Annotated in this window: 14 protein-coding genes and 1 rRNA gene; 5 read left to right on the top strand and 10 right to left on the bottom strand. The window is 32.0% G+C overall.

All coding sequences use genetic code 11. The features are described from left to right. Position 1 precedes the first annotated feature (1 nt). From N534_RS0112140 to N534_RS0112115, 6 genes are all read right to left on the bottom strand, one after another. Positions 2–820, bottom strand: coding sequence for a hypothetical protein (locus tag N534_RS0112140; protein ID WP_028892748.1), 819 nt, complete (start codon positions 818–820; stop codon positions 2–4). After that, positions 821–1213: a biopolymer transporter ExbD gene (locus N534_RS0112135; protein WP_028892747.1), complete on the bottom strand. Its 393-nt coding sequence runs from the start codon at positions 1211–1213 to the stop codon at positions 821–823. Continuing rightward, positions 1213–1899, bottom strand: a complete 687-nt coding sequence (locus tag N534_RS0112130) for a MotA/TolQ/ExbB proton channel family protein (protein ID WP_028892746.1) — start codon at positions 1897–1899, stop codon at positions 1213–1215. Before N534_RS0112130 ends, N534_RS0112135 begins: the two co-directional genes overlap by 1 nt. A gap of 112 nt (positions 1900–2011) precedes the next feature. After that, positions 2012–3487: a sodium/proton antiporter NhaB gene (gene nhaB, locus N534_RS0112125; RefSeq protein ID WP_028892745.1), complete on the bottom strand. Its 1476-nt coding sequence runs from the start codon at positions 3485–3487 to the stop codon at positions 2012–2014. A gap of 18 nt (positions 3488–3505) precedes the next feature. After that, complete coding sequence (locus N534_RS0112120) at positions 3506–4732, bottom strand: Glu/Leu/Phe/Val dehydrogenase dimerization domain-containing protein (RefSeq protein ID WP_028892744.1); 1227 nt, start codon at positions 4730–4732, stop codon at positions 3506–3508. Between the two features lie 182 nt (positions 4733–4914). Beyond that, positions 4915–5979, bottom strand: a complete 1065-nt coding sequence (locus tag N534_RS0112115; RefSeq protein ID WP_028892743.1) for an anhydro-N-acetylmuramic acid kinase — start codon at positions 5977–5979, stop codon at positions 4915–4917. Between the two features lie 94 nt (positions 5980–6073). Between N534_RS0112115 and N534_RS0112110 the strand changes: the two genes are divergently transcribed. Further along, a complete protein-coding gene (locus N534_RS0112110) occupies positions 6074–7216 on the top strand; it encodes an acyl-CoA dehydrogenase (protein WP_028892742.1) in 1143 nt (380 codons plus the stop codon). A gap of 49 nt (positions 7217–7265) precedes the next feature. Here the strand turns inward: N534_RS0112110 and N534_RS0112105 are convergent, their stop codons facing one another. From N534_RS0112105 to N534_RS0112095, 3 genes are all read right to left on the bottom strand, one after another. Next, positions 7266–8054 (bottom strand): pseudouridine synthase, encoded by a 789-nt coding sequence (locus N534_RS0112105; RefSeq protein WP_028892741.1) that lies wholly within the window; start codon positions 8052–8054, stop codon positions 7266–7268. 112 nt (positions 8055–8166) lie between these two features. Further along, positions 8167–9609, bottom strand: coding sequence for a sensor histidine kinase (locus N534_RS15140; RefSeq protein ID WP_231517332.1), 1443 nt, complete (start codon positions 9607–9609; stop codon positions 8167–8169). 61 nt (positions 9610–9670) lie between these two features. Next, positions 9671–10411, bottom strand: coding sequence for a LytTR family DNA-binding domain-containing protein (locus tag N534_RS0112095; RefSeq protein ID WP_028892740.1), 741 nt, complete (start codon positions 10409–10411; stop codon positions 9671–9673). Between the two features lie 369 nt (positions 10412–10780). Between N534_RS0112095 and N534_RS0112090 the strand changes: the two genes are divergently transcribed. The 4 genes from N534_RS0112090 to N534_RS0112075 all read left to right on the top strand — a co-directional run bounded on the left by N534_RS0112090 (position 10781) and on the right by N534_RS0112075 (position 16928). After that, positions 10781–13906 carry a serine hydrolase gene (locus tag N534_RS0112090; RefSeq protein WP_028892739.1) on the top strand — a complete coding sequence of 1042 codons (3126 nt, stop codon included), beginning with the start codon at positions 10781–10783 and terminating at the stop codon, positions 13904–13906. A gap of 29 nt (positions 13907–13935) precedes the next feature. After that, entirely contained in the window at positions 13936–14862 is a 927-nt protein-coding gene (locus tag N534_RS0112085) for a DUF4412 domain-containing protein (protein WP_028892738.1), read from the top strand. 11 nt (positions 14863–14873) lie between these two features. After that, the gene (locus tag N534_RS0112080) at positions 14874–16196 is read left to right on the top strand and encodes a hypothetical protein (RefSeq protein ID WP_028892737.1); all 1323 of its coding nucleotides are present in this window, start codon (positions 14874–14876) and stop codon (positions 16194–16196) included. Positions 16197–16328: 132 nt separating this feature from the next. After that, the gene (locus tag N534_RS0112075; protein WP_156025612.1) at positions 16329–16928 is read left to right on the top strand and encodes a hypothetical protein; all 600 of its coding nucleotides are present in this window, start codon (positions 16329–16331) and stop codon (positions 16926–16928) included. A gap of 123 nt (positions 16929–17051) precedes the next feature. Here N534_RS0112075 and rrf read toward each other — a convergent pair. Further along, a 5S ribosomal RNA gene (rrf, locus tag N534_RS0112070) occupies positions 17052–17160 on the bottom strand. Positions 17161–17244: the final 84 nt, after the last annotated feature.

Genomic DNA, 17244 nt, shown 5'->3' with positions numbered 1-17244 from the left:
ATTATTTTGAAAGAGAAAACTTGTAGATAATAGTTCCTACCTCTTTTACTCGCGCATTACTATCTGCATTCCATTTAGTTTTGAGTGCCGCTTTTTTTGCTGCTTCTGCTAAGCATCCTGCCGAGTTTGTAGTTCCTCTAGCTCCAGGAGTTGCTTTTATTACTTTTCCATTCCTATCTACCTCGATACTTACCACTACAGTCCCTTCCTCTTGGCAATTAGGTTTTTCAATAGGTTTTGATAAGGCTTTTCTTCCTGCTAAATTATAATTTCCACCAGAGCCACTTCCTGAATTTCCATAATATTTATCTGAATTTGGGTCTCCATTTTCATTTCCTTTCACGCCAGTTTGTTTATCATCTCCCTCCCCAGTATTTGCTCCATCTTTAGATGTTCCGTTTAATAAACTATTTAATGCATCTGTAGTTTCTTTAGACGGTTTAGGCTTTGGTTTTTCTTTTGGTTTTACTTCTTTAGGAGTTTCTTTTACCGCTTCCTTTTTCTCTACTTTTTTTTCAACTACAGGAACTTCTTCCGCAGTATCATCTGTAATAATTTCTTCTTTAATTGTTTCTTCAGGAACTTCATCTACGTTCTCTTCTGTTACTTCTTCCTGTTGAGGAGCCGCTTGCGCTTTTGTTTTTTCAACAGGCTCACCACTTCCTACTTCAGAGTTCCCAAAATTGATAGCCAATCCATATTCAATCGGTGGATCTAAATATTTCATTCCATAATTGAATATTCCAAACAATAACAATATCAGAATAATTGCTGTTATCACAGCTGATTTACGTTTATGTTGGGTATCTAAAACTGTCATTTATTTGCCTTTTACAGCTAAAATCATTTTCAGCTTGTTTTTATTAGCAATATCAATTACTTGCATTACATTTTTATATGGTACATTTTGATCGCCACGAATTACTACTGTTTTCTTTTTATCTGTTCCTACTTTTGCTAGTAATTCTTTTTCTAAATTTGTATTGCTTACCTTGGTTTTATCAATATAAAATGAAGCATCGTTTGTTATAGTTACTGCTACCGAAGTTTGATTTTCAGTTTTCCCTCCTGCTTTAGGCAACAATACATCAATGGCACTTACTGTAACCAGTGTTGATGTTAGCATAAAAAATATCAATAACAAAAAAACAATATCAGTCATTGACGACATATTGAAATTTGGATTGACCTTATTTCTTCCTCGTAAATTCATTATACCGGTTCGTTTAATAAATCTAAAAACTCAACAGACTTAGCTTCCATTTGATACACTACCTTATCAGTACGAACTACTAAATGATTGTATGCTATATATGCAATAATACCTACAATTAATCCCGCAACTGTAGTTGTCATAGCTGTATATAAGCCATCTGATAGCATTTTAATATCTATTTGTCCGCCTGAATTTGCTATTTCATGAATCGCAACAATCATTCCAATTACTGTACCTAAGAAACCTATCATTGGTGCAGCTCCTGCAATCGTTGCTAATACAGAAACATTTCTTTCTAATTGATACACTTCTAGTTTTCCTGCATTTTCAATAGCTGTATTAATATCTTCTAAAGGTTTTCCTATTCTAGAAATTCCTTTACCTATTAATCTTGCTGTAGGACTTGCAGTTGTATCACAAAGTGATTTAGCACTATCGATTCTACCATTCGTTACATGATCTCTAATTTGATCCATAAAATTTACATCAACTTTTGAGGCTGCTTTAATTGCAAAGAAACGCTCAAAATAAATGTAAAGAGCTACAGCTAATAATACAAATAATAAAGCTATGATAATTTGCCCTCCAACGCCTCCATCCATAATTAAATTATAGATTGATAATGTTTTTTCTTGTGGAACTTCTTCTAGTAACTCGGTTTGTTCTTGAAAATATGCTAACATTAATGTAATTTTTACGTGTTTAATTATTAACGAATGACTTCTTTTTTAATTGTTTAAAAAAATCCTGAACTTTAAAAAATTCAGGATTTTAAAAATGCTATTTTTTATTTATCTATCCTAATACAATCTTCACCATAAGATATCCTAAACCACCTAATACAATGGTATAAGGTAATGCCATTTTTACCATTCTTCCGTAAGATAAATTAATTAATGGCGCTAATGATGATGTTAATAAGAATAAGAAAGCTGCTTGTCCGTTTGGAGTCGCTACACTTGGTAAATTAGTACCTGTATTAATCGCAATTGCTAAATTTTCAAAATGTTCTTTTGAAATCGTTCCATGTTTAAATGCATCTTGTACTTCACCAATATAAACTGTTGCAACAAAAACATTATCGCTAATTGCTGATAGTGCTCCGTTTGCGACATAGAAAAGACCTGGTTGAGATGCCGGATCTTGTTCTAAAGCCCAAGAAATAATAGGGGTAAATAAATGTTGATCGTGAATCATAGCCACGATTACAAAAAACACAACTAACAATCCTGTAAAAGGTAAAGCCTCTTCAAAGGCATGCCCTAATTGATGTTCATCTGTAATTCCCATAAAGGCTGTTTGTACTATAATTAAAGCTAGTCCTATGAAACCTACAGGTGCTAAATGTAATGCCAATCCTGCTATTAAAAACACCGCTGCTGTGCCTTGAATTATTAACCCATATTTTTCTTTATCGGTACGTTTAGCATCTTGTTCCTCAGTATACCTTTCAATAATTCTTGCTGCTACGTTTGGCAATTTTGCTCCAAAACCAAACCACCCCGTAGTTTCTAACAATATGGTAGTTAACATACCTGCTAATAGTACAGGCATAGTTATAGGCGCCATTCGTTGAAAGAATTCAATAAAATCCCAACCTAAACGTTCTCCTATTAACAAGTTTTGTGGCTCTCCTACCAATGTACAAACACCTCCTAATGCTGTACCTACTACTCCGTGCATGATTAAACTACGTAAAAAACTACGAAACTGTTCTAAGGTTTCTCCACTTAACTCTTTTCTATCTAAAACTCCATCTTTGTCATAATCAGAAGAAGCACTCGAATGAATTTTATGGTACACTCCATAAAATCCTACCGCTACACTAATTAAAACGGCTGTAACCGTTAAGGCATCTAAAAATGCAGATAATACTGCCGCTAGAAACACAAACAATAAAGATAGTAATACCTTAGATTTAATTTTAGTAAACACCTTACTAAAAATGTACATTAGTAAAGGTTTCATAAAATAAATACCTGCAACCATGAACACTAATAACAAAATTACTTCTAAGTTTTGAGCTACTTCATGATATGCATTCTCTGGAGTTGTAAGTCCAAGTATTAATGCTTCTATCGCTATTAACCCTCCCGATTGCAATGGATAACATTTTAATGCCATTGCTAGTGTAAAAATAAACTCAGCTATAAAAAGCCATGCAGTTATTGTCTTACCTAAGACAAAAAAAGAAAACACATTAAAGATTAAAAAACCAATTATGGTTAACTTAAACCATTTAGGGCTATTCCCTAAAAAATATTTAAACATACTTTTTGTATTTATAAACTATACTAGCTCTTTCAAAGCAATTTCAAAAGCAGTCTCGCTTATTTGAGTTTTTGCTGCACTTTTGGCATGCGTTCTTTGTAATGCTTTTTTTATTGTATTTGAAGTATCTTCAAAAATAGCTCGATCTGTCATTTCTACTCTTCTTTCCATAAAATAAGCAAATACTCTTGCCATACCACAGTTAGAAATGAAATCTGGAATTAAACTCACTTTTTTATCAGTATCTTCCATAATTGGCCCGAAGAAAATTTCTTTATCTGCAAATGGAACGTTTGCTCCACAAGAAATTACTTCTAAACCTGATTTTATCATACTATTAATTTGGTCTTGAGTAATTAACCTAGAAGCTGCACACGGTGCAAAAATTTCACATGGTAAATTCCAAACACGCTCGTTTATTTCTTCAAAAGGAATCATGTTTTCTGAAACTAAGGTATTACCGTCTTTATTTAAGAACATTTCTTGAATTTCTTCAAAAGAAAATCCTTCCTCCTTAATAACTCCACCAACACGATCAATAATTCCTACAACTTTAGCTCCCATTTGTGCTAAATAGTAAGCAGCTGCAGAACCTACGTTACCGAAACCTTGAACAACGGCACGTTTACCTACTACAGTTCCTCCATAAATATCATAGTAATGGCGTACTGCTTCAGCAACCCCGTAACCTGTAATCATATCAGCAACAGTATATTTTCTTGTAATATCAGGAGATAAATTTTTATCTTCTAATACCTTAATAACTCCGTGACGTAACTGACCTATACGGTTAATTTTATCTGCTTCTGTAGGCTTGAAGTGTCCATTAAAAACCCCTTCTTGCGGATGCCAAACACCACTATCTTCAGTAATTGGAATTACTTCGTGGATTTCATCAACATTTAAATCTCCACCAGTTCCGTAGTAATTTTTCAATAATGGAGCTACCGCTTTATACCAACGCTCTAAAACACCCTTTTTTCTTGGATCTTGTGGATCAAAATTAATTCCTGATTTTGCTCCTCCAATAGCTGGACCTGATACTGTAAACTTCACTTCCATTGTTTTAGCAAGTGATGTTACCTCGTATTTATCTAATCCTTTACGCATGCGTGTACCACCACCGGCAGCACCACCTCTTAACGAGTTTATAACTGTCCAACCTTCAGCTTCAGTTTCTGGATCTTTCCAATTAAACACTACTTCTGGTTGTTTTTCTTCGTATCTCTTAAGTAATTCTTTCATTGTTTAGTTTTGTTATAGATGATTTTCAACTTTATATAATTTCTTTTTCATTTTCAAAAAACCTCTGTAATTATTTTCCCCAAAGGGGAGCTAAAGTTGATTCATTTTAGTGTAGCTTTTGTTATTTAGTTGTTACCGAACAAATTTATTATAAAAAACAACATTACTCAAAATAGTTTATGTTATTTCTTGGGATAAAATATTTCACCTGAAGAGTGATCCTTTTTTGCGCCTGTTACTGATTGTAAACAATTTACTTTGTTTTGAACTTTTAACACCCCTAATAAAGCAAAAATGAGTGCTTCTTTATAATTGATAAGTTCTTTATCTGCTTGTTTGATTTTTGTTTTTGCATAAAATTCTATTCTCTTCATTAAAAACGTATTGAACGCTCCACCTCCTGTAATTAAAATGGTAGTATTTTTCTTTACACTATTTCCTATTTGAACAGCAACATGCTCAGTAAAAGTTTTCAAAATTGTAGGAATATCGGTCTCATATTCATCTATTAAAGGAAAGATATTTTTCTGAACCCACTCTAACCCTAATGATTTAGGAGGATTTTTTTTATAAAAAGGAAGTTGATTTAATCGCTCTAGTAGTTCTACATTAATTGTTCCTTCAGAAGCTATTTTCCCTTCATTATCATACTCTAATCCTATAATGCGTGTATAATGATTCAACACAATATTTACAGGACAAATATCAAAAGCAATCCTTTGATTATTTTTCTCATAAGAAATATTTGCAAATCCTCCTAAGTTTACACAGTATTCGTAATCAGTAAATAATAATCGATCTCCTATAGGCACCAAAGGCGCACCCTGACCTCCATATTGTACATCCTGAGTTCTAAAATCGCACACTACTTTTTGCTGAGTACGATTGGCTATAATTTGTCCATCTCCAATTTGTAGTGTAATTCCATTCTCTGGCTGATGTAAAATTGTATGTCCGTGCGATGCAACAAAGTCTAAATTGGTTATAGTATGTGTTTTAATAAAATTATTTAAAATTTCTCCTAATAACTCAGCATACTCAATATTTAACTCTTTTAAGTCTTTATCCTTGTAATTTATTGCTTCTTGTAATTTAGTTTTCCATTCTTTTGAATACGAAATGGTCTCTGCCTTTAAAATTTCAAAATCTTTATACAAAGAACTATGCATTTTTATATAAGCTAAATCGACACCATCTAAAGAAGTTCCTGACATCAAACCGATGCAGTAAATATATTTTTCTTGCATGAAGTAAAAATAACAACTCTATTGAAAAATTGCTATTAAAAAAGTATCTTTGAGCACGATTTTTACGAATAATTTAATAAAATATAAAAACATAATGGATTTTAATCTTACAGAAGAGCATTTAATGATTCGTGATGCTGCACGTGATTTTGCTCAAACCGAATTATTGCCTGGAGTTATAGAAAGAGATGAAAAACAACAATTCCCTGACGAATTAGTACGTAAAATGGGTGAATTAGGTTTTATGGGGGTAATGGTAGATCCTAAATATGGAGGAAGCGGTATGGATGCTATTTCTTACGTATTAATTATGGAAGAATTATCAAAAATTGATGCTTCTGCTTCAGTAATGGTTTCTGTAAACAATTCATTGGTTTGTTACGGTTTAGAAGCTTATGGTTCTGAAGAACAAAAACAAAAATACTTAACAAAATTAGCTACTGGTGAGCAAATTGGTGCTTTTTGTTTAAGTGAACCTGAAGCAGGTTCTGATGCTACTTCTCAAGCAACTACTGCAATAGACCAAGGAGATTACTATTTATTAAACGGTACTAAAAACTGGATTACCAACGGTGGTCGTGCAGATACTTATTTAGTAATTGCTCAAACAGATAGAGCTAAAGGTCATAGAGGAATCAATGCTTTTATCGTTGAAAAAGGTATGGAAGGTTTCCACGTTGGACCTAAAGAAGATAAATTAGGTATTCGTGGTTCTGATACACACACCTTACAATTTAACGATGTAAAAGTTCCAAAAGAAAACCGTATTGGAGAAGACGGATTCGGATTTAAGTTTGCAATGAAAACATTATCTGGAGGACGTATTGGTATTGCGGCTCAAGCTTTAGGTATTGCTTCTGGAGCATACGAATTAGCTTTAAAATATTCTAAAGAGCGTAAAGCTTTCGGAACTGAAATTTGTAACCACCAAGCTATCGCTTTCAAATTAGCTGATATGTATACTGAAATTGCTGCTGCTCGTCATTTAGTAATGGCTGCTGCTTGCAAGAAAGATGCTGGTGAAAACTACGACCGTGAAGGTGCTATGGCTAAGTTGTACGCTTCTAAAGTAGCAATGGAACAAACTGTTGAAGCTGTTCAAATTCATGGAGGTAACGGTTTCGTTAAAGAATACCACGTTGAACGTTTAATGCGTGATGCAAAAATTACTCAGATTTACGAAGGAACTTCAGAAATTCAAAAAATTGTAATTTCAAGAAGTTTAATTAGAGACTAATTCTACTCTAAAATATAGTAAAAAAATAAAGCTTGTCGATCGACAAGCTTTATTTTTTGAATTCTACTTTATGCAAATGTAACCCTGAAGCTGGCGCGATAGTTTTCATAAAATCAATATTACTATTCTCTGGACTCAAACTTCTCTTGATAAACTCCAAATCATAATTTCCTTTACCTAATTCTGCTAAGGCACCCATAATCAAACGGATTTGATTTCGTAAAAATCCGCTTCCTCTGATAATTAAAACATAACTTTTCTCGGGAAAAAAAGAAGCTGTTAACTCAGTGTTTTCTTCAATCTTGCAAACATCAATTTCTCTTTCAACTTTTGTTTCTGGTGATGGTTTAGTACAATAATGTTTAAAATTATGATTCCCTTGAAACAATTGAGCTCCCTGCTTCATCAATTCTACATCCAACTCTTCTAAATACCCTGTTAAGAAAGCTGCGCAATAAGGATGATTCTTTTCTCCGTAAGAAAAATAATATCGATACTCTTTTGTTTTTGGATGTTGGATAATATTAAATGATTCATCGTGCAACTTCTGAACTGCTACTACACGAATATCAGAAGGTGAATTTCGATTGAAATCTTCCATAAAAAAAACTTCGTCTAGCTTTTCATCTATAAACAATTGAAAGTAATAATCGGTTGATGATACTTTGGCATCTGTTCTCCCAACTCCTACTGATTTACAACGAATTCCTTTACACACGAACTTTAATGTTTTATCAACAAAAAAATGAACTGTTTTTAAATTTGGTTGCTTTTGCCAACCGTGTAAACGAAATCCTAAATATTGAAATCGGACTAAATAAGCATATTTATAATTCATTCTGAATTTTATTCATTTTGAGTTGTAAAATCACAATAAATTGTTTTTTACTCGGCAAAACTACAGCTTTTAACAAAATAAATATAATATGTATTTGAGTTATATTTTCAGTTTATACCAAAGGGATTAGTATTGATACTCTTGTTCCTGTTGGTTTATTTTGGGTATACAAATCTGTAAAAATAATGTTGGATTTACTTTTACAATTTTTAGCGAAATGTTGTAGGCGTTCTTCAGTTAGTTTTATTCCTACAGAAGTACGTTTGTGTATTTTTTTTTCTTTAATTTCTCTTGATTTTACTCTTCCTATTCCATTATCTGTAATATCTATTTGTACTTGATTTTCATTCACTTTTAAAACCTGAACAGTTAATTTACGATTTCCTTTTTTTAATGCGAGTCCGTGCCAAATAGCATTTTCTATAAATGGCTGCGTGATTAAAGGAGGTACTTTTATAGCCGTTAAGTTTAACGATTCATCTACACTTAATGAAAAATCTACCGTATTATCTAGTCTTGTATTTTCTATACTCATGTATAACTCTAAAATTTCAAGCTCCTCTTGTAAAGAAGATTCTGTTTCTATCGTACTCGCTAAAATTTTCCGAATAAGTTTTGAGAATTTATTGAGATAAAAGACGGCTTCTTTTTTATCGTTATCAATAATATATCGTTTTATAGAGTTTAAGGAATTAAAGATAAAATGTGGATTCATTTGATTTCGTAATGTTGAAACCTTCAACTCAGCCAGCTCTTTATCGTACTGTATTTTAGCTGTTTCTAGTTTTTTAATTTCTGCTTGTTTGCTAAGAGCTTCCACATCTAATTCTAATTTTTTTTGAACCTTTTCTCGTAATTCTTCGTTTTCAGCATACTGTTTAAGTAGTTGCTGCTGCGATTCATTACGCTCTTCTAAAATTAACTTTTGTTTGTGTCCTAGTCCTAAAGAAAAAATAATATTCTCTACTATAAAACCTATATATAAAATACTATACGCTGCCTCAATACTTTGACCTTGTTTAATTAAGCTTAAATAGTACAGTAAAGAGGTTACCGAAGTTATAAAAAGTACCATTGAACCTATTATCATATAGTACTTTAGTTTACTTTTTGATTTAAAAAAAGGAATGTACATTACTATTCCTAAAATACTCATCGCAATTGTAAAGAGTAAATATCCTTTTTGTAAAATATCCCAATTTCCTATAATTATAAAAACCATAAGTTTTAGAACACAGTAAATTATAATTACATACAACCATTTAAAACATCTTTTATACCATAAAGGCAGTTCTTTTTTTATGTTTAAAAGCTTGAAAGCAAAAAATGCATAAATAAAATAATACATTTCAGTATATACTTCTGGATATTTTACTACTTCTGATATAGATTGTAAAAATTCAAATAAAAAGCCTTCTCTGAGGTGTTGTAATTGTGAAAGAATAATAAAAAAAGTGTATCCACTATATAAAAGGTAAAGCTTGTCTTTGTGCTGAAAATATAATAAAAAGTGGTAAACCGTTAGAATAAAAAGGACACCTAAAGTAAAAATCAAGAAACCATTTTGATGTGGTTCACTTAAAAAATATGTTAAAGCAGATTCTTTCAAAGTAAGATTACGAATTTAATACTTGTAATAACTCATTTTTCTTTGCTCTAGAGATAGGAATTGTTTCACCAGTGGTTAACACCAAATACGGACCTTCATTTTTTACATATTCTTTTACATAATGTAAATTAACCAAATACGAATTATGAACCCTGAAGAAAGAATCGTTGGTTTGTGCTTCTACTTCTTTTAATTTTTTTGACAGCATCTCCATACTGTTCGTATTCAAGTGTACTTCTGTATAGCTTCCGTTCGACTTACAGTATATGATATCTTCAAAATTTACAAAAATGGTTTTCCCTAGTGTAGGTAGTGCTAAACGCGAAAACTTTTTCTCAGGCACATACGATTTAATTATGTTTTTTAGCTGATTACCTAAAACATTACGTTTCTGATTTTCTCGAACTCTATCTACCGCCTTTAGCAAATCTTCTGAATCAATTGGTTTTAATAAATAATCTACTGCATGTTCTTTAAAAGCTTTAATTGCATAATTATCATAAGCTGAAGTAATAATTAAATCAAAACCCCTAAAAGTAAGTCTTTCTAAAAGTTGAAAACCATCCATTTCGGGCATTTCAATATCTAAAAAAACACAATCAGGTTTTAGATAATTAATAGCTGAAATTGCTTCAACAGGATTGGTAAAAGTATCACATACTTCTATATCACTACAAAAGCTTTCTATCTCCCATTTCAAGTTTTTAACAGCGTTAAATTCATCGTCTATGATAATTGCCCGAATCATACTACTCCTTTATTTTCTTAAATATACTTATAATAACTCTTTATAAATCAATCTCTTTCATATTCAGTCATTTTCACCACACAAATACATACAAAGACCTCATATTCTGATTTTTAAATATTTTAAATTTGCTAAATACAGTTTACAAGTTCAATTTAACAAATTATAAAGTCTTTTATTGAACTTATAAAGTTAGCCAGTACTTCGGTATTCTTTTGAGCTATTTTTAAGTGTTATATCTCCTCTTATCCCCCTTTTTATGTACTAAAAAGCCAAAAATAGATGCTTTTGTTAACCCCTTTATCATAATAAACTACAATCAATACAAAAATAATTTACGTGTTATACCGTAAATAAAGTCTACTAAAAATGAAAAAAGTAATAACAAACAGATTAATTTTCACCTTCTTATTAAGTTTATATACAAGTTTTGCAGGGTTTGCTCAAACCTATCAAGATAATCTAGCTAACGATTCCTATGGTGACTTTCCAAGTAATTGGGATGTCGTTACAGGTATGGCTACTGTAGAACAACAAGACGGTTACAAATTTATAAGTCTTAAGCACGGTAGTATTATTAAACCTATAATTAACAATCAAACCAACAACTACCTTAATGGTGATTTTATCATAGAGTTTGATGTTTTTTTTGGAAAAACTAGTTCTATTTATGGGCAACGTATTCCTGTGAGATTATGGGACGGAAAATATGGTTATAAGCAAAACGACATTCGTTACCAACCTTTCATTATAAAACGAAACGGGATATCAACTAGTTGGGCGCAACCACAACCAGGTAATGCCGAAAATTTCTATAAAGAGTTTTATACCCTAGAACCCGTTTGGCGTCATGTAACAATAGAATGTAAAATGGGCAAACTAAAAATACGCTTAGATGATAAGCTAATACTTAACCTTCCTAGATTTAAAATGCAGCCTACTATGGTTTCAATTGGTAGCGGTATTAACGACTCTAGTTACGATGCTAAAGTGGGCTTTGCTAACTTTACAATCGTCTCCTCTACCAATGATATACAAATTGCAATGATTGTAGACCGAAAAACAAATAGAGTTTTAGATATTAATTCGGTATCAAACCTTCAAAAAATACCCAACTTAAAAAATGTCTATCCAAATACCAAAACCTTTTTAGGCACTATTTCAGGCAATCATGAATTAAGACCTGTTGAATTTTCAGATGTTAAAAAACCTCAATTTATTGACCTTAATACGTACGGAAACTATACACTACTCCCTGAGAAAAATGCTCAGATGATATTTGATTTTGAACATGAATACATTACAGAAAACTTAAGGTTTAATGAAGTACAACAGCAAATTTTAAAAGCTACAAACAACACCCTTACAGGTAACTATTTTGAGTCCAAAAACGTGTTACAAACACCTACAAAAACACTAACTGTAAAGGACAATTTCATGTATGTGTTCCCCAATCAGGAAAACACGCAAATAGGAGAAACCGAAAAGAATTTGAATACATCAAACACTTCGCCAAATCTAAATACTAACACGCTCATTTTAAGCGACCAAAGCCCAAATCTACAAGATAATATTATAATTGCTTCTCAATCAGAAGAAGAAACTACAAACTCAACTAGTAATGTAGGAACTATAGCTCAACTAAAATTTAACAGAAATATTTCTGATGAAGCTCATCAAAAAATGGAAGAACTCTTACCTAAAGGTATTCAGTCTTTCTCATTTTCACCTAATGGGGGATGGGTAATTATCACGAAAGACAATAAACATTTTGCAAGAAATATTCCTCAAAAATGTTATGAAAAAATTAAAGAGTATGTAAACAAAGGAATAAAAATAAAAGAAGTTGTTTTTCCTCCTAATAGTGGAGACAATTCATGGATAATTATCACAGAAAATAATACTTATGCGAAAAACATACCACAAGAATGTTATGAGAAAATACAATCGTTTAAACAGCAAGGTAAGACTATAGAAAGTGTATCATTTCCTTATAAAAACATTTACAACAATAGTAATAATGCTTGGGTAATCTTGACTACTGATGGACAATTTTACACTAGAAATATACCAGATGAATGCTATCAAATAATGCGAAATATTAGACAAACTGATATGCCTAATAAAACAAGTGATCGAAAAATAAGTAAAGTATCATTCACACCTTCTGGAGGTTGGACAGTAATGGCAGAAGATTACTTCTTTTCAAGAAACATACCAGAAGAAGCTTTTGAAAAGTTAAAAGAATTTAGAGGGAAAGGTTACAACAACTCTATTTTAACTTTTGATCCAGATAAAAATGGCTGGTCAGTTGTAGCTAACAAACGTGTTAAAAATATTCCTTCGAATAAAATAAGAGATTTTGAACGAAATATTGATTCCTCTAAATCAATTTGGAAAATAATGAGAGAACGTAAAATACCTGGTGTTAGTGTAGCAGTTGTTATTAACGGTAAAATTGCATGGAAAACAAGTTATGGTCATTTAATAGCTAATGATAAGCGTTATGCAGCACACCCAGAATCTATGTTTCAAGCCGCTTCTATAAGTAAAGTATTTGCCGCAGTTGGAGCTTTTAAGTTAATTGATGATAATAAAGTCACACTAACCGAAAACTTATTGACTTCGGGAAAACTTAAAAATAGTATTCCTTTTAATTCATGTGTAAAAGATTCTAGTTGGGTTCAGAATTTTAATGAGGTAACTATAGAAAACATCTTACAACATAGAAGCGGAATTGAAGGAAGAGGTTCACAATTTAATTCGAATTGTAGTTATAAAGGTAGTGAAAAAGGAGGTGGTTATGGAGGCTATGAAAACTTACATAGCTTGCCAAATTTAAATACTCTTCTAAAAGATATAACTATTACCTATCATCCTACTAAAATGATTTCACGTCCAAATAATAAATCTAGTTGGTATTCTGGAAAAGCGTTTACTGTTTTACAAAAACTAACAGAAGATATAACTTCTAATAATTATCCTTCATGGATGCAAGTCAACATTTTAAGACCTTTAAAAATGAACAAAAGTGGTTTTGTTATCAATCCTGAAAATAAGTATGGTGAATTCTCTAGAGCTCATAATAAAAGTGGCGAAAAAGTAAAAGTTCTAAGGTTCCCACAATATGCAGCTGCAGGACTGTATACAAATGCTGAAGAATTAGCTAATCTAATTATTATGATTAATAACGATGGTGTTTTTCAAGGAAATAGAATTTTATCTAAAAACGCTATCACTAACCTAGTTGACAATCACATGGGAGTGAATACTGGTGCAAATAGATATAGTCATGGGGGAACCAACTCTGGTGGCTTTAAAGCATTTTTTACTGGTATAAGAGAAATTAACAAAGATGGAGTTCAAAATGCTGGTATTGTTGTTTTAACTAATGGAACTGACCAATATATAGACAACAATGATGATGGTAAAAATGATCTTACTGAGATACGATATTTAATAACAAATAGAATCAGAAATGTTTACGGCTGGTAAAAAGCTCAAAACCTTAAAAACATAAAATCATGAAAACAAAACACATTTTAGCAATATTCCTTTTTTTAAGTATCAGTTATTCAGCAGAAGCTCAATTCTTTAAAAAATTAAAGAAAAAAGCGCAACAAGCTGCAGAACGAACTATTCTTAAAAAAACTGATGAGGTGGTCAGCAAAAAAACGGAGCAGGCTATTGATAGTGCTACTACATCTAAAAACAAAAATACCAGAAATGAGAGTGCCAAAAATACCGAAACCCAAAAAGGTAGTGGGTTATTAAATATGATTATGAGTGGTCGAAACATGGAGCAAAACCCCAATACCAGCACCAACCCCATGGAAATGATGGGACCCCCTATACCAGCACCGCCCGACAATAATGTAAAACTGCCAGATAGTTACAAGTTTTCTTATCAAGTCACTATGCAGGTAACAAGCAATAACAATACAGTAAAAGTTGACTATTTACTACAGCCCAACGAAACCTATTATGCTAAAAAGCAAACTAAAAATGGGTTTACCGAACATATCGTTTACGATAACGAACGTAGTATGCAAGTATACTATGCCGAAATACAAGGCAAAAAAAGGCAGGCCCGTAAAAAAATGGACATTTTAACAAAAGCGAGACTTGTAGGAGCTTTTAAAGATGCCCCAGACAAACAAGTAAAACCATTAGGTAACAAAAAGCTCTTAGGGTTTAATTGCAAAGGTTACGAAATTTCAACGCAAGAAGGCATTACACGGTTTTGGGTTACCAACGAAGCTCCAGCCACCATCTATGGTGCCATGTTTAAAAGCAAGGCAGAAATACCAAACTCACCATTTACTAAAAATAGTATGATTATGGAGGTTGATTTCACATCAAAAAACACGGCTATCAAAAGTTACCAAATGGTATGTACGCAATTACAGCCTAAAACAATGGCTTTTAACCAAAAGGATTATATAGAATAAAACAACAAATCATGAAAACAACATATATACATATAGCATTATTGCTTCTATTAAGTTTTTCTCTACAAGCCCAAACAGAAACTAATGAAGCATATAGTTACTTAGCAAGCACCTTTAATTATTTTACAGATGACGCCGTTAAAACAGCAGATAATTCTAATGAAAAATCAGATGGCATTATAGATATAATTACAGGTGTTTTTAAAAAAATTGGGTTTTGGGAAAAATTTAGGCAAGGCGATATACGTATGGAAATGACCGTTGGTGATGTTGAAAATCGTAGAGACTTACATTCTGAAGGTACAGATTTTGGGCATTACAGGTATCGAAGTGGTAAAGACGGAATAGATGCTCAGTTTGATTGGGACAATAGAGCATTAGAAATGAAAGTAAGTACTGTTAAAAAAGAATATACGTTTGATGCAAAAGCATGGGGAGGAAAGCCTTTTTATGAATCAGGAGGAAGCCACAAACAATACACAGACATAAATGGGTATTGGTATGTCCCTGTTCAGTTTGAAGGTCAAGCATTTGCCATTGAAGGGCTTAGTGGAGAAAAACATGTAAGGTTCAATGCTAAACAAATGGCTATTGCTCATCTGAATGATATTTTGGATTTAAGCATTGATTTAATGACAGACAAACTAGTTTCTGAATTCATTGAATTGGCTTCAATTTTAGATTTGAATAATCCTTCAATTTTGAAGGATCCTAGTGGTTATATTGCTGCTCTTTTTGAACGGTTTGTATTTACATCAGAAAGGGGTCAAAAATTAGAAGATCCCTTTGAGAATCCAGGGGTTGAAAAACAATTTAAAGAAGAATTAAAAGCATTATTAAGTAAAGAATTAGATGCAATAGGCGGCTTTCCTGTTTTTATACATTGGGCATTTTTTTATTCTCCAGAAGTTATTAGGGCAAAATATGGTAATGAGGTAACACCAAAACCTTTTGATTGTGAAGGAGTTTCCAATGGGTGTTTAAAATTTACAGTAAAATCTGGTCCAGACAAAGGAAAATCCATGACTTTTGACCGACAAGGCAGATTAAAACACATTAATGCTTTAAAAGAAGGTACAGCAACGTATTATTACGACCAAGACATAACGGTTAAAATACCAGAAGCCCTAGACCTTAGTTCGTATTTTGGTAACAAAAAGAGAAATCAGGAATTGTATGAAGAGGTGTCCAAAAAGATAAATAAACAAAATTACGAAAAAGAACTAAAAACCCTGAAGGAAGAACTAAAAAGCGCTACTTCTGAAGAAGAAAAAAAGGAAATCAATGATAGAATTGAAGATATTGAAAAACGTCTGAAAAATGAGGGAAACTAAAAATATTGCAGTAAAAATTAGAAGCAGAAATTATCAATCCAGATGGTGCTTCAGTAATATACACCTACGAACCTTGTACCCTAACGTTGCCTCATACACAGTAATTTCATTTTGACTTTAAAAATTAACGATATGAAATATTTACTAAAAACAATAACAACTACTATTTGTTTCTTCTTTTTATTTTCTTGTAGTAACACTAAAAAAGAGAACAAAGAAATTCTTCAAGAAACTGTTAAAACAATAAAAAAAGCACCTAAGTCTAACGATTTTAGAGAACGCTTAAAAAACACAGAACCTGCTAATGAAGCTCAACTTAAAAACTGGCTACCAGAAAATTTGGGTAATTTAAAAAGAGAAACCTTTACCACAAGTCGTATTTCACAAAACAATATAGCTTCTGCAGGAGCAATTTATAAAAACGATAAAAATCAAAAACTCGAAATTACAATTGTAGATGGAGCAAGTAAAGATGGCTTATTAGCTATAAACACTCATTATATGGCTCAAAACATGAAAATTAATAGCAAAAAAGCTTCTGGTTACGAAAAAACTTACGAACGAAACGGATTAAAAGTTTTAGAGACCTATGCAAAGAAAGATAATTTTTATAAAGTATTATTTTTATACGATATGCGCTTTGGTATAACTATAGAAAGTTATGGTTTAAGCAATAATGAACTTTGGAGGCTTATTGATAAGCTAGATAAAAGCAAACTCAACAACTTATAACTTAAAGTAAGAACATATTCACTATATAGATTCAAGTGGTTGTTGCTCATCAACAAAAAATAATTTTCATTAAAATATAGAGCAAAAAAAAACCTCAATCTACTAAAAGATTGAGGTTTAAAAGAAAGGCAACGACCTACTCTCCCACCTGTGGCAGTACCATCGGCGCTAATGGGCTTAACTTCTCTGTTCGGAATGGTAAGAGGTGAGCCCCATTGCGATAATCACCTTAAATCGTTGCAGTATATTTCAACTGTAAAAGTTAACATATTAGTAAAATCATATCATAAATTCATCAAAGAGTTTGCTCCCGGCC

It is taken from the genome of Tenacibaculum sp. 47A_GOM-205m, from assembly GCF_000518405.1.
GTDB classification, from domain to species: domain Bacteria; phylum Bacteroidota; class Bacteroidia; order Flavobacteriales; family Flavobacteriaceae; genus Polaribacter; species Polaribacter lutimaris.
Note: the sequence above shows the minus strand (reverse complement) of the source record. Positions and strands in the feature narration are given on the sequence as shown.

Excerpts from the sequence above, each read along its gene's own strand:
- N534_RS0112095 (WP_028892740.1), bottom strand. The coding sequence starts at position 10,411 with ATGATTCGGGCAATTATCATAGACGATGAATTTAACGCTGTTAAAAAC.
- N534_RS0112110 (WP_028892742.1), top strand. The coding sequence starts at position 6,074 with ATGGATTTTAATCTTACAGAAGAGCATTTAATGATTCGTGATGCTGCA.
- N534_RS0112135 (WP_028892747.1), bottom strand. The coding sequence starts at position 1,213 with ATGAATTTACGAGGAAGAAATAAGGTCAATCCAAATTTCAATATGTCG.
- N534_RS0112115 (WP_028892743.1), bottom strand. The coding sequence starts at position 5,979 with ATGCAAGAAAAATATATTTACTGCATCGGTTTGATGTCAGGAACTTCT.
- N534_RS0112130 (WP_028892746.1), bottom strand. The coding sequence starts at position 1,899 with ATGTTAGCATATTTTCAAGAACAAACCGAGTTACTAGAAGAAGTTCCA.
- N534_RS0112090 (WP_028892739.1), top strand. The coding sequence starts at position 10,781 with ATGAAAAAAGTAATAACAAACAGATTAATTTTCACCTTCTTATTAAGT.
- nhaB (WP_028892745.1), bottom strand. The coding sequence starts at position 3,487 with ATGTTTAAATATTTTTTAGGGAATAGCCCTAAATGGTTTAAGTTAACC.
- N534_RS0112105 (WP_028892741.1), bottom strand. The coding sequence starts at position 8,054 with ATGAATTATAAATATGCTTATTTAGTCCGATTTCAATATTTAGGATTT.
- N534_RS0112080 (WP_028892737.1), top strand. The coding sequence starts at position 14,874 with ATGAAAACAACATATATACATATAGCATTATTGCTTCTATTAAGTTTT.
- N534_RS0112140 (WP_028892748.1), bottom strand. The coding sequence starts at position 820 with ATGACAGTTTTAGATACCCAACATAAACGTAAATCAGCTGTGATAACA.
- N534_RS0112085 (WP_028892738.1), top strand. The coding sequence starts at position 13,936 with ATGAAAACAAAACACATTTTAGCAATATTCCTTTTTTTAAGTATCAGT.
- N534_RS0112120 (WP_028892744.1), bottom strand. The coding sequence starts at position 4,732 with ATGAAAGAATTACTTAAGAGATACGAAGAAAAACAACCAGAAGTAGTG.
- N534_RS0112075 (WP_156025612.1), top strand. The coding sequence starts at position 16,329 with ATGAAATATTTACTAAAAACAATAACAACTACTATTTGTTTCTTCTTT.